This window comes from Actinobacillus arthritidis, assembly GCF_029774155.1.
GTDB classification, from domain to species: domain Bacteria; phylum Pseudomonadota; class Gammaproteobacteria; order Enterobacterales; family Pasteurellaceae; genus Actinobacillus; species Actinobacillus arthritidis.
Genome location: NZ_CP103833.1, coordinates 54,809 through 68,254 on the forward strand (window position 1 = coordinate 54,809; position 13,446 = coordinate 68,254).

At 39.5% G+C, this 13,446-nt stretch carries 12 protein-coding genes, 2 tRNA genes and 3 pseudogenes; 14 read left to right on the forward strand and 3 right to left on the reverse strand.

Features of this window, described 5'->3' with window-relative positions; all coding sequences use genetic code 11:
* Positions 1-36 precede the first annotated feature (36 nt).
* Positions 37-681, forward strand: coding sequence for an adenylate kinase (adk, locus tag NYR89_RS00255; protein WP_279445855.1), 645 nt, complete (start codon positions 37-39; stop codon positions 679-681).
* Positions 682-849: 168 nt separating this feature from the next.
* Here the strand turns inward: adk and mdh are convergent, their stop codons facing one another.
* Positions 850-1,803 carry a malate dehydrogenase gene (gene mdh, locus NYR89_RS00260; RefSeq protein ID WP_279445856.1) on the reverse strand — a complete coding sequence of 318 codons (954 nt, stop codon included), beginning with the start codon at positions 1,801-1,803 and terminating at the stop codon, positions 850-852.
* Positions 1,804-1,994: 191 nt separating this feature from the next.
* Here mdh and argR point away from each other — a divergent pair, with 191 nt between their 5' ends.
* Positions 1,995-2,456, forward strand: coding sequence for a transcriptional regulator ArgR (argR, locus tag NYR89_RS00265; RefSeq protein WP_279445857.1), 462 nt, complete (start codon positions 1,995-1,997; stop codon positions 2,454-2,456).
* On the forward strand, positions 2,456-3,346 hold the full coding sequence (locus NYR89_RS00270) for a TIGR01777 family oxidoreductase (RefSeq protein ID WP_279445858.1): 891 nt from the start codon (positions 2,456-2,458) through the stop codon (positions 3,344-3,346). The genes argR and NYR89_RS00270 overlap by 1 nt, the downstream gene beginning before the upstream one ends.
* A gap of 37 nt (positions 3,347-3,383) precedes the next feature.
* Here the strand turns inward: NYR89_RS00270 and NYR89_RS00275 are convergent.
* Positions 3,384-4,779 (reverse strand): annotated as a pseudogene (locus tag NYR89_RS00275) (DegQ family serine endoprotease).
* 258 nt (positions 4,780-5,037) lie between these two features.
* Here NYR89_RS00275 and mlaF point away from each other — a divergent pair.
* The 11 genes and pseudogenes from mlaF (at position 5,038) to NYR89_RS00330 (ending at position 12,920) form a co-directional block, all read left to right on the forward strand.
* Entirely contained in the window at positions 5,038-5,841 is an 804-nt protein-coding gene (mlaF, locus tag NYR89_RS00280; RefSeq protein ID WP_279445859.1) for a phospholipid ABC transporter ATP-binding protein MlaF, read from the forward strand.
* A complete protein-coding gene (gene mlaE / locus NYR89_RS00285; protein WP_279445860.1) occupies positions 5,780-6,610 on the forward strand; it encodes a lipid asymmetry maintenance ABC transporter permease subunit MlaE in 831 nt (276 codons plus the stop codon). The genes mlaF and mlaE overlap by 62 nt, the downstream gene beginning before the upstream one ends.
* 18 nt (positions 6,611-6,628) lie before the next feature.
* The gene (gene mlaD / locus NYR89_RS00290; RefSeq protein WP_279445861.1) at positions 6,629-7,153 is read left to right on the forward strand and encodes an outer membrane lipid asymmetry maintenance protein MlaD; all 525 of its coding nucleotides are present in this window, start codon (positions 6,629-6,631) and stop codon (positions 7,151-7,153) included.
* Positions 7,154-7,224: 71 nt separating this feature from the next.
* Complete coding sequence (gene mlaC / locus NYR89_RS00295; protein WP_279445862.1) at positions 7,225-7,863, forward strand: phospholipid-binding protein MlaC; 639 nt, start codon at positions 7,225-7,227, stop codon at positions 7,861-7,863.
* Between the two features lie 10 nt (positions 7,864-7,873).
* A pseudogene (locus NYR89_RS00300) lies at positions 7,874-8,232 on the forward strand (STAS domain-containing protein).
* 6 nt (positions 8,233-8,238) lie between these two features.
* Entirely contained in the window at positions 8,239-8,499 is a 261-nt protein-coding gene (locus tag NYR89_RS00305; protein WP_279445863.1) for a BolA family protein, read from the forward strand.
* Between the two features lie 132 nt (positions 8,500-8,631).
* A pseudogene (gene murA / locus NYR89_RS00310) lies at positions 8,632-9,910 on the forward strand (UDP-N-acetylglucosamine 1-carboxyvinyltransferase).
* Positions 9,911-10,092: 182 nt separating this feature from the next.
* Positions 10,093-11,763, forward strand: coding sequence for an energy-dependent translational throttle protein EttA (gene ettA / locus NYR89_RS00315; protein ID WP_279445864.1), 1,671 nt, complete (start codon positions 10,093-10,095; stop codon positions 11,761-11,763).
* A gap of 86 nt (positions 11,764-11,849) precedes the next feature.
* The gene (gene dnaQ, locus NYR89_RS00320; protein ID WP_279445865.1) at positions 11,850-12,623 is read left to right on the forward strand and encodes a DNA polymerase III subunit epsilon; all 774 of its coding nucleotides are present in this window, start codon (positions 11,850-11,852) and stop codon (positions 12,621-12,623) included.
* Positions 12,624-12,725: 102 nt separating this feature from the next.
* A tRNA-Asp gene (locus NYR89_RS00325) sits at positions 12,726-12,802 on the forward strand.
* 41 nt (positions 12,803-12,843) lie between these two features.
* Positions 12,844-12,920: transfer RNA gene (locus NYR89_RS00330), tRNA-Asp, on the forward strand.
* A gap of 63 nt (positions 12,921-12,983) precedes the next feature.
* Here NYR89_RS00330 and NYR89_RS00335 read toward each other — a convergent pair.
* Positions 12,984-13,376: a SufE family protein gene (locus NYR89_RS00335; RefSeq protein WP_279445866.1), complete on the reverse strand. Its 393-nt coding sequence runs from the start codon at positions 13,374-13,376 to the stop codon at positions 12,984-12,986.
* Positions 13,377-13,446: the final 70 nt, after the last annotated feature.

The window sequence follows — 13,446 nt, forward strand, 5'->3', positions numbered from 1 at the left end:
TATTCGTTATATTTTCATTTCTACGAGGTTTTTCCTATGAAAATTATTCTTTTAGGTGCACCGGGTGCAGGTAAAGGTACACAAGCACAATTTATTATGAACAAATTCGGTATTCCGCAAATTTCAACGGGCGATATGTTCCGTGCGGCAATTAAAGAAGGTACTGAACTTGGTAAACAAGCGAAAGCGTTAATGGATGAAGGTAAATTAGTACCGGATGAATTAACCGTGGCGTTAGTAAAAGACCGTATCGCACAACCGGATTGTGCAAACGGTTTCTTATTAGACGGCTTCCCTCGTACAATTCCGCAAGCGGATGCATTAAAAGATTCAGGTGTAAAAATCGATTTAGTGTTAGAGTTTGATGTAGCGGATGAAGTGATTGTTGAACGTATGAGCGGTCGTCGTGTACACCAACCGTCAGGTCGTACTTATCACATAGTCTATAATCCACCGAAAGTGGAAGGTAAAGATGATGTAACCGGCGAAGATTTAATTATTCGCCAAGATGACAAACCTGAAACTGTATTAGAGCGTTTAGCGATTTATCATAAACAAACCAAGCCATTAATTGCTTACTACACTGCGGAAGCTGAAGCAGGTAATACACGCTATGAACGTTTAGATGGTACAAAACCGGTTGAAGAAGTGAGTGCGGAATTAGCAAAAATTTTAGGCTAATTTAAATAACATCTCAGCGGTCATTTTTAGTAAGTATTTTACAATTTTTTTGCTAAAAATGACCGCTTTGTTATGATGTTTAGCGACATTGCTATAGGATAGAAATAACAAAGGGTTGAATGTAATAATACATTCAACCCTTTTAATTAATCTTTATAGAGATTTTGCTTATGGATTCACAAAATTTTTACCTAGTGCGATGTCAGCATCAAGCACCGGTTTTAATTCTGCTAATTTAGCTTGCTCATATTCACTTAATTGACCAATCGGTAAGATTTCTTCCACACCAGTTAGACCGAAACGTACAGGGTGTGCGAAAAATTCCGGATAGTCGGAACCTTCTTTACTTTCTACATAAGCGTAACGAACGCAATCTTCGCCTAATAATGCTTTGAATACAGCAACGGCAAAACGAGCTCCAGATTCCGCCATTGAAAGTGTTGCAGATCCGCCACCGGCTTTTGCTTCAACCACTTCAGTACCAGCATTTTGGATACGATAGGTTAATGCTTCGATTTCTTCTTGCGCAAATGAAAGTGAAACACCTTCAGCAAGTGCCTGAGAAAGTAACGGAAGAATTGTTGTTCCTGAGTGACCACCGATAACCGGAACTTTAACGGTTTCGACATTTTTACCTTTTAATTCAGAGGTAAATGTTTTTGCACGAACCACATCTAATGTAGTTACACCGAATAATTTACGCTTATCGTAAACACCAGCTTTACGTAATACTTCCGCCGCAATCGGTACAAGCGTATTTACCGGATTTGTTACAATACCGATACACGCTTTAGGGCAAACTTGAGCAACTTTTTCAACTAAGTTTTTAACGATATCCGCATTGATATTAAATAAATCCGCACGTGTCATACCCGGTTTACGTGCTACACCGGCAGTAATGATGACAAGATTCGCATCTTTAAGAGCTTCACTTGGATCTTCACCGGAATAACCAACTGCATTTACAGAGGTTGGGATATGGCTGATATCCACCGCAATACCCGGTGTGACCGGCGAAATATCATATAACGCCAAGTCCGTACCTACCGGTAAACGAAGTTTTAATAATAGAGCGAGAGTTTGGCCGATACCACCGGTCGCGCCTAAAAGTGCAACTTTCATAAGTAACTCCTAATCAATAATGGTTATAAAATAAAACTGAGCTAAGTTTACCAAACATTTCTAAAGATTGATGCTTAATAAACCAATTTTTTCTAAAAATATTTCTAATGTTTGATTTAGATTGATTTTTTCCTATCAGTAAGCAAAAATTATGCATTAAAGTTGAATAGATATTGCATAAAAGGACAAATATGGAAAAACTTGATAAGTTATCCGAAACATTTAAAGCATTGCTAAAACAGGAGAAATTCGGTTCTCAGAGCGAAATTGTGAGTGCGTTACAAGAGCTAGGTTTTGAGAATATCAACCAATCCAAAGTGTCCCGAATGCTATCGAAATTCGGTGCAGTCAGAACCCGTAATACGAAGATGGAAATGGTATATCAATTACCGGTGGAATTAGGTGTACCGACAACTTCCAGTCCGCTTAAAAATTTGGTGGTAGATATAGATCATAATGATGTACTTATCGTGGTAAAAACAAGTCCGGGAGCAAGACAGTTGATTGCACGTTTACTCGATTCAATGGGCAAAAGTGAGGGGATTTTAGGTACGATTGCTGGGGACGATACGATTTTTATTACCCCAACAAAAGAAACGTCAATGGTACAGTTGATGCAAAATATTACCGAATTATTCGAGTCATCTTTTTAATGAATATTTTCTTAACTGGTGGCACCGGTTTTATCGGACAGGCTTTAGTAAAAGCATTGTTGGCAGAGGGACATTACTTGACGATCTTAACTCGTCAATCTTTACCTAAAACTAGCTTTCCGCAAGCGGTTAAATTTTGCCAAAATTTAGATGAGTTTCGTGATTTTAATCAGTTCGATGCGGTCATTAATTTAGCCGGAGAGCCGATTTTTGATAAGGCTTGGAGCAAACGGCAAAAACAAATTTTATTAAACAGCCGGATTCAATTAACCGCTGAATTAGCAGGTTTGATTAATGCTAGCGAGCATCCGCCACACACTTTTCTCTCCGGATCGGCAACTGGTTTCTATGGCGATTTAGATTCAGTTGCAAATTTTTATACGGAATCGACCGCTTGTGGTGCAAATTTTAGTGCGATGATTTGTGAGCAATGGGAGCAACAAGCGTTATTAGCAAGCAGTAAGACTCGAGTTTGTCTATTAAGAACTGGAATAGTCTTGGCGGAATATGGTGGTGCTTTAGCAAAAATGTTGCCTTTATATCGTTTAAATTTAGCTGGTAAATTAGGGAGTGGAAAGCAGTATTGGGCTTGGATTAGCTTGGAAGATCATATTCAAGCGGTCTTATTTTTATTAAAAAATGCAAAATGTCGCGGAGCATTTAACTTAGTTGCACCCAAGCCAATTACCAATAGTGAGTTTAATCGGAAATTAGCCACTTTCTTAAAGCGATATGCGATTTTTGCCGTACCAAGTTTTATGTTAAAGCTGTTACTTGGGGAACGTTCGCAATTATTATTGGATAATCAACCGCTTGTACCGAAAAAGTTGTTGGATGCCGGTTTTAAATTTAAATGTCCGAATTTGGATGTTTCGCAAATTCTGAAATAAAAAATCCCACCATTGGTGGGATTTTTTGCTTTCTACTTTATTGAAGGATTAAATAGAAGTTTGCGTTGCCACGTAAAATATTTAATGCAACGACAGAAGGTTTTGAATCTAACACTTCACGTAATTGATTAATATTTTCCACAGCGACACGGTTTACACCAACGATAATATCACCTTCTGCCAATCCTCTATTTTCAGCTAATGAACCTTTGGCAACCTTAGCAATTTCAACCCCTTTGATACGATCTTTATCAAAGTTGGTTAATTCTGCACCTTTTAGCCCCGGAATCAGATCTTTTACATTGGTTTGTGCTGTTTTACCTTGTTCTGCCTGTAAAGTCACTTTAGCTTTTTCTTGTTTACCATCACGCAAGTAGGTTAATTCAATCTCTTTGCCTACGCCTGAAGTGGCAACTTTTGCACGTAATTCGCTGAAGTCGCGGATTTTTTGACCGTTGATTTCAGTAATCACATCACCGGCTTTTAGTCCTGCTTTAGCAGCAGACGGAATCGGTCAATACTTCACTGATAAATGCACCTTGTTGTGCGTTGATATTAAATTCTTTAGCGAGATCTGCGTTGAGTTCACCGCCTTTAATACCTAACATACCACGTTTAACTTCGCCGTATTGAATAATTTGTTGTACTAAATTATTCGCCATATTCGCCGGAATCGCAAATGCAATACCTGCATTCCCACCGCTTGGAGAGATAATCGCGGTATTAATACCGATTAATTCACCGTTTAAGTTGATTAATGGACCGCCTGAGTTACCTTGGTTTACTGCCGCATCGGTTTGGATATAACTTTCGTAACCTTCGTCAATACTGCCGGTTGAACGTCCTAATGCCGAAATAATGCCTGAAGTTACTGTTTGCCCTAAACCGAATGGGTTACCGATTGCTACGCTGAAATCGCCGACACGTAATTTATCCGAATCGGCAAATTTTAATTCGGTTAAATCTTTCGGGTTTTCCATTTGCACTAATGCTACATCGGATAACGGATCTGCACCGATTAATTTTGCTTTAAATTCACGACCGTCTTCTAATTTGATGGTAATTTTATCTGCATCTTTGATCACGTGGTTATTGGTAATCACATAACCTTTTTCGGCATTAATAATCGCACCTGAACCTTGTCCACGGAAGTTACGTGGTGTGCTTCGTTCACCAAACATATCAGGGCCGAAGAAAAATTCAAATTCTTCGGGAATATCTCGACGATATTGTGTATTTTCTGTTTTTGTTTTTCCTTCAACTGCAATGCTGACCACTGCCGGACGCACTTTTTCGATCATCGGTGCAAGACTCGGTACTGCTTGTCCTTCAACAGCGGTGGGTAATGTTGCATTGACGATGCTAGGTGTAGCAAACATCCCTAGACCAAGAACGAAAGACGCTAAAATTGATTTTTTCATTGTTTTATTCATCATAAATCCTTTGTTTTCATGGTGATGTTAATTTCTCACAAACAAGTTCGTTGTTCGTGTTCGTTAAGACCAAATAATTTTGGGGCAGTTCATTCGAAAACAAGGAAAATTGGAAAAATAATGCTGATATATTGATTTATAAGAGTTAAATTCATCATTAAATTGTGCAAAATTTGTCAAATTTTAAAAATCCTTTGACTTTAAGTTTGAGTTAATAGAGTATTGCCAACCATTTTCTATTTAATAAAGAAACTTCTCATGCGTGATAATGAATACTTAGTTGAAGTAAAAAATCTTACCTTCAAACGAGGGGAAAGAGTTATTTATGACAACTTAAATCTGCGAGTGCAGAAAGGGAAAATTACAGCGATTATGGGGCCTTCCGGTATCGGTAAAACGACATTATTACGTTTAATAGGCGGTCAGATTTTACCGGAAATCGGCGAAATATTATTTGATGGTGAAGATGTGTGTACAGCCTCGAACAGTAGGTTATATGCGATTCGCCAACGTATGGGTATGTTATTTCAATCAGGTGCGTTATTTACTGATTTATCTACCTTCGATAATGTTGCTTTCCCTATTCGTGAACACACGAAATTACCTGAAAAATTAATTCGGAAATTAGTGTTAATGAAATTAGAATCGGTCGGCTTACGCGGTGCGGCAGATCTTATGCCGGCAGAACTCTCCGGTGGTATGGCTCGTCGAGCGGCACTTGCTCGAGCGATTGCACTTGATCCAGAATTAATTATGTATGATGAACCCTTTACCGGACAAGACCCGATTAGTATGGGGGTTATTGTTGAATTAATTAAAAAACTTAATCAGGCATTAAATTTAACCTCAATCGTCGTATCACATGATGTAACGGAAGTATTAAGTATTGCTGATTATGCTTATATCGTAGCGGATAAGAGAGTCATTGCGGAAGGTACGCCGGATGCTTTAAGAGCAAGTCAAGATCCGCAAGTCGTTCAATTCTTGGCAGGGAAAGCGGATGGTCCGGTGCGTTTCCATTATCCGGCTAAAGATTATACGGAGGAGCTGTTTAGTGATTAATTTTATCAGTGGTATCGGCTCTAGCGTTATCGGATTTATCCGAGCTTTTGGGCGAGCAACTTTTATGTTGCTGGGTGCTCTTGTCGGGAAACCGCAGTTCCGTAAGCATACACCGTTATTAATTAAGCAGTTATATGTGCTAGGTGTACAATCTTTATTGATTATTATGCTCTCTGGCTTGTTTATTGGTATGGTGCTGGGACTACAAGGCTATGTTGTATTGGTTGATTTTGTCGCGGAAACTAGTCTAGGAACCTTAGTTTCTTTATCTCTACTGCGAGAACTTGGTCCGGTTGTAACCGCATTATTATTTGCTGGTCGAGCCGGTTCGGCATTAACCGCCGAAATTGGTTTAATGAAAGCAACTGAGCAACTTTCCAGCCTTGAAATGATGGCGGTTGATCCGCTAAGACGAATTATCGCACCACGTTTTTGGGCAGGTGTGATTTCAATGCCGATTTTGGTCGCGATTTTTACCGCAATCGGGATTTGGGGCGGTTCACTTGTCGGTGTGGATTGGAAAGGCGTTGACGGTGGCAGTTTTTGGTCGGTGATGCAAAATTCGGTTGATGCCAGCGATTTAATTAACGGCTTTGTAAAAAGTATTATTTTTGCATTTGCTGTTGTATGGATTGCGTTATTTAACGGTTATGACTCAACGGCAACATCGGAAGGTATTAGCCAAGCGACCACACGTACGGTAGTTCACGCTTCATTAGTCGTGTTAGGACTGGATTTTATTTTAACCGCGATTATGTTCGGTGGTTAATTCACTAAGGAAAAGACAATGCGTCAATCAATTAAATATGAATTTTGGGTAGGCTTATTCGTATTACTCGGCTTAGCGGCTTTAGTATTTTTAGGCTTAAGAGTGGCTAATGTGCAAGGATTTACTTCTGAAAAAACTTATACCCTCTATGCAACTTTTGATAATATCGGTGGACTAAAGGTTCGTGCGCCGATTAAAGTCGGAGGAGTAGTTGTAGGGCGAGTTTCTGATATTAGTTTAGATGCTCAAACTTATACACCGAAAGTGTCACTTGCTGTTAATGAGGATTTTAATAAAATTCCTGACACAAGCTCACTTTCAATTAAAACTTCGGGTTTATTAGGCGAACAATATATTGCGTTAAATATCGGCTTTATGATGGAAGGCGAAACGGAATATATGAAAGAAGGCAGTAGCTTTGCTGATACAAATTCGGCAATGGTATTGGAAGATTTAATCGGTCAGTTCTTATACGGCGATAAAAAATCGGATAAAACTGACGGAGAAAATGCAGAAGGCAAAGAAGAGCCTAAAGCACAATAATTGCAAAGTGAAATTCACGGCGTAATATTTTATTTTAGGTGGGATGACCACCTTACATTTGGAGATTTTAAATGTTAAAAAATATCAAAAAAGCAATCGTAACTGGTTTTGTAGCATTAGCAACGTTATTTTCAGCACAAGCATTTGCAGAAACTAGTCCTTATGCGTTAACTCAACAAGCGACAGATAAATTATTTGGTGATATTAAAGCGAATCAAGGTAAAATTAAGTCAAATCCAGAATATTTACGTACTATCGTACGCAATGATTTAATGCCTCATGTACACGTAAAATATGCAGGTCAGTTAGTGTTAGGTAAAAACTTATCTTCGGCGACAGATGCTCAACGTGAAGCATTCTTTAACGCATTTGGTCAATTTGTTGAGCAATCATACGCACAAGTATTAACGCAATATACTGATCAACAAGTTCAAATTGAAAATGAAAAACCGACTGATGGTAAAACAATCGTAAGCATTCGTGTGAATTTAATTCAATCAAATGGTGCTCAACCGGTTAAATTAGACTTCAAATGGCGTAAAAACAGTAAGACCGGCGAATGGCAGGCTTACGATATGGCGACTGAAGGTGTAAGTATGGTAGCAACCAAACAAAACGAATGGAGTGGTGTATTACGTCAAAAAGGTATTGACGCTCTAACTGCTCAAGTTGCACAATCAGCAAAACAACCGATTACATTAAGTAAATAATTATAGTTTTATGAAGCCGCAAAAAACATTACAATGGGGCGTTCAGCAAAATAATGAAAGCTTATTTGTAAAATTATCCGGTGAATTAACTCGAGACACGTTGCTTCCGCTTTGGAAGCGGCGTGCTTCTTTTTATCGCCGAAAGGTAATCAACATATTTATTGGGATTTAAAAGAACTCGAACGTGTTGACTCAGCCGGATTTACATTACTTGCCGAATTACTCAATCATTATCAAAAACAAACGCCAAACTGTTTAATCAATGTGCCGGATGTTGTTAAAACGTTGGCAGAATTGTTTGATTTAACCTTATGGCTAAATACATTCTTAGTGTGTGAAAGTAAACACTGTGCTAAACCTCAAGGATAGGAATAGATGGAACCAAAACAACTTGAAGAAATTTTAAAAAATGCATTATCTCATGCCAGCGAAATTCATGCTCAAGGTGAAAATTCACATTATGGCGTAATCGTCGTTAGTGATGAACTTGCACAATTATCAAAAGTAAAACAACAGCAAGCAGTATACGCACCTTTAGGCGAATATTTTGCCACTAATGCAATCCACGCCTTAACGATCAAAGTGTTTTCAACCGAACAGTGGAAAAAAGAGCGTTTACTTAATCTAGCAGGTTAACTTTTTTACAATTAATGGATAATTGATAATGAATTAAAGCGGTTAAATTTTTTGTAAAATGCACCAAAAATCGCTTATCTTTCTTCATTATTGATTGTCCATTACTTATTTCTAAATTTCTAAGGATTTATAATGGAAAAATTTCGTGTTCACGGCCCTTTCACATTAAGCGGAACCGTTGATATTTCTGGTGCTAAAAATGCGAGCACTGCCAATTCTTTTCGCGACTATTTTGGCTACTGAACCTGTGACTTTAACGAATGTACCGGATCTTAAAGATGTGGATACGACCTTTAAAATCTTACGCAAATTAGGCGTAGTAGTTGAACGTGATGAAAACGGTGCGGTACAAATTGATGCAAGCAAAATTGATCACTATATTGCACCTTATGAATTAGTTAAAACCATGCGAGCTTCAATTTGGGCATTAGCACCGTTAGTTGCTCGTTTCCACGAAGGTCAAGTGTCACTACCGGGAGGCTGTACAATCGGTGCTCGTCCGGTGGATATGCATATTTCTGGTTTAGAAAAAATGGGTGCGGTTATCGAATTAGATGACGGCTATGTGAAAGCAACTTCAAACGGTCGTTTACACGGTGCACGTATTTATATGGATAAAGTGAGTGTCGGTGCGACTTTATCCGTGATGATGGCGGGTACATTGGCAGAAGGTACGACTGTAATTGAAAATGCGGCACGTGAACCTGAAATTGTTGATACAGCATTATTCTTAAATGCAATGGGAGCGAAAATCTCCGGAGCAGGTACGGATACGATTACGGTTGAAGGTGTAGAACGTTTAACCGGCTGTCAACATCGCATTGTTGCCGACCGTATTGAAACCGGTACATTCTTAGTCGCTGCGGCGGTGTCAGGGGGTAAAATTACTTGTCGTGGTACTAAAGCGGATACAATGGATGCCGTTATCGAGAAATTACGTGAAGCCGGTATGGAAGTAACCGTAACAGAAGATACCATTACTTTAGATTCAAAAGGTCAGCGCCCGAAAGCAGTAAATATTCGCACAATGCCGCACCCAGGATTCCCAACCGATATGCAGGCACAATTTACTTTGCTAAATGTTGTGGCAGAAGGTACAAGCCGTATTACCGAAACGATTTTTGAAAATCGCTTTATGCACATTCCTGAATTGAATCGTATGGGAGCCAAAGGTGAAATTGAAGGTAATACAGCGATTTGTCATGGCGTGGAAAAATTAAAACCGGCAGAAGTAATGGCAACAGACTTACGTGCATCAATCAGCTTAGTATTGGCAGGTTGTATTGCTTCCGGTGAAACTGTTGTTGATCGTATTTATCATATCGATCGTGGTTATGAACATATTGAAGAAAAATTACGTGGAATCGGTGCAAAAATTGAACGTTTTTCAGAACCGTTTACAGGTGAATAGTTTTTTATAAAATGGGAAAGGTCGCTTTATGCGACCTTTTTTATATCAAGAGGCATATATCGGTTTAAATATCTTACAGTAAGCGGTTGAATTTTGTGGATTATTTACAAATATAGGAATCCCTATATTTCGCCCCTGTTTTCAAGTAAAATAGATAAGATTTTTTCTATGAGGAATACATAATGTCAACTCAATTTGTTTATACGATGCATCGTGTCGGCAAAGTCGTGCCGCCGAAGCGTCATATTCTTAAGGATATTTCTTTAAGCTTTTTCCCGGGCGCAAAAATCGGGGTACTTGGTTTAAATGGTGCGGGTAAATCAACCTTATTACGTATCATGGCGGGCGTGGATAAAGAGTTTGAAGGTGAAGCTCGTCCACAACCGGGTATTAAAATCGGTTATTTACCGCAAGAGCCAAAATTAGATCCGCAACAAACCGTGCGTGAAGCAATTGAAGAAGCGGTTTCGGAAGTAAAAAATGCGTTAACGCGTTTAGATGAAGTTTATGCGTTATATGCGGATCCGGATGCAGATTTTGATAAGTTAGGCGCAGAGCAAGCTAACTTAGAAGCGATTATTCAAGCACATGACGGTCACAATCTTGATAACCAATTAGAGCGTGCGGCGGATGCGTTACGTTTACCGGAATGGGATGCGAAAATCGAACATTTATCGGGTGGTGAACGTCGTCGTGTGGCGCTTTGCCGTTTATTACTCGAAAAACCGGATATGTTATTGTTAGACGAACCGACTAACCACTTAGATGCGGAATCGGTAGCGTGGTTAGAACGCTTCTTACATGACTATGAAGGTACAGTCGTCGCAATTACCCACGACCGTTACTTCTTAGATAACGTAGCAGGCTGGATCTTAGAGCTTGACCGTGGTGAAGGTATTCCTTGGGAAGGCAACTATTCTTCTTGGTTAGAGCAAAAAGAGAAACGTTTAGAACAAGAAGCCGCGACTGAATCTGCACGACAAAAATCGATTGCGAAAGAGTTGGAATGGGTACGTCAAAACCCGAAAGGTCGCCAAGCGAAAAGTAAAGCGCGTATGGCTCGTTTTGATGAGCTTAATTCGGGTGAATATCAAAAACGTAACGAAACCAACGAACTCTTTATTCCGCCTGGTCCACGTTTAGGTGATAAAGTTATTGAGGTAAGTAACTTAAGCAAATCTTACGGCGACCGCACTTTAATTGATGATTTGTCATTCTCAATTCCAAAAGGTGCGATTGTAGGGATTATCGGTGCCAACGGTGCGGGTAAATCGACCTTATTCCGTATGCTTTCAGGTCAAGAACAGCCTGATTCAGGCTCAATCGTAATGGGTGAAACGGTAGTGTTAGCCTCTGTAGATCAGTTCCGTGATTCGATGGACGATAAGAAAACCGTATGGGAAGAAGTGTCGAACGGTCAAGATATTTTGAATATTGGTAATTTTGAAATTCCAAGCCGTGCTTACGTTGGTCGTTTCAACTTTAAAGGTGTGGATCAGCAAAAACGTGTCGGTGAGTTATCCGGTGGTGAACGTGGTCGTTTACACTTGGCGAAACTTCTACAACGTGGCGGTAACGTATTATTATTAGACGAACCAACCAATGATTTGGACGTTGAAACTTTACGTGCGTTAGAAAATGCGATCTTAGAATTCCCAGGCTGTGCAATGGTTATCTCGCACGACCGTTGGTTCTTAGACCGTATCGCAACTCACATCTTGGATTACGGTGATGAAGGTAAAGTGACCTTCTACGAAGGTAACTTCTCTGATTACGAAGAGTGGAAGAAGAAAACTTTAGGTGATGCGGCAACGCAACCTCACCGTATCAAATATAAACGTATTGCGAAGTAATACTTGAATAAGCGGTCGGATTTTGTTGGGAATTTGCAAATTTCCCTTGAAATTCGACCGCTTGCATCTTTTGATTAGGCAATAAAATGAGTGAACAACCGATAGTAAGACAGGTGGTGCTGGATACCGAAACAACCGGTATGAGTTTTAGTGGACCACCACAAATTGGGCATAATATTATTGAAATCGGTGCGGTCGAAGTGATTAACCGTCGCTTAACCGAACGTACTTTTCACGTCTATGTTAAACCGCCGCGAGAAGTGGAAGAAGAAGCGATTAAAGTTCACGGCATTACCAATGAGTTTTTGCAAGATAAGCCTGTGTTTGCCGAAGTTGCGGACGAATTTATTGAATTTATTAAAGGTGCAGAGCTAATCATTCATAATGCCCCCTTCGATGTGGCGTTTATGGATCAAGAGTTTTCTTATTTAGAAAACCCTCCGCCAAAGACGGCTGAAATGTGCAGTGTGACCGATAGTCTTGCGGTTGCTCGAAAAATGTATCCGGGCAAGCGTAATAACTTAGATGCATTATGCGATCGTTTAGGCATTGATAACAGTAAACGTGTGCTTCACGGGGCGTTACTGGATGCGGAGATTCTGGCGGATGTATTCCTGATGATGACCGGCGGACAGCTGGCGTTATTAGGTGAAGATGATGCGACCGTTAATCACGAAAGTGTTGCGGATCTTGGTTTAGGTACGATAACGAAGTTTGAAACAAGCGGTTTAGTTGTGTTGCAATTGACTGAAGAAGAACAGAGCGCACACGAAGAATATCTCAAACTGATTGATAAGAAATCCAAAGGGAATTGTATTTGGACACGTCCGAATGAATCAGAATCGGAGCAAATTCACTAATTACTTGATTTATTTGATTTTAAAATAAGCAAATAAATGTGTTTTGTGAAAAATAATTTGACGCTCGCAGTATAAATCCGTATTATGCGTTTCACCAGTTGCGGAGTGGTAGTTCAGCTGGTTAGAATACCTGCCTGTCACGCAGGGGGTCGCGGGTTCGAGTCCCGTCCATTCCGCCAATTAATTTTTAATTATTGAATTTAATTCGATAATACCGTGTGGAGCGGTAGTTCAGCTGGTTAGAATACCTGCCTGTCACGCAGGGGGTCGCGGGTTCGAGTCCCGTCCGTTCCGCCACTTTTTCAAGAAAAAAGCCTCTGAGAAATCAGAGGCTTTTTTCATTCTGTTTAATTAAGCGTTTTATTCACTTTGGCATAAACGTAAAATTTCTGCCTGAATTTGTCGTAAGCCATTAAGGCGAGTGCTGGTCAAATTTTGAGAAATTTTTAATGTGTCAAAAAGTGCAGTAATTGAGAAAGTTTGTAATTCATTGAGCGATTTCTCATTTAATGCAATCACAATAATCGCCAAAATTCCTTGCATTAAACGGGCATCACTATAAGCACGAACTTTACGAGGTGTTATTTGAAATTCAAACCATAAGCGGCTTTCACAGCCGTGAATTTCAGGTAATTGTGCTAACTCTTCTGCGGTTGGTTTAGCTAACTGGCGGCTTAATTGAATTAGCAAGCGGTATCTTTCTTCCCAAGATTTACAAAACTCAAATTTTTGGTAAATATCTTCTAACGTCATATTTTTCTTGATTAAAGCTAAATTTTGCAAAAGATTTTAACAATCTGACCGCTTATTGTTAATGATTTTC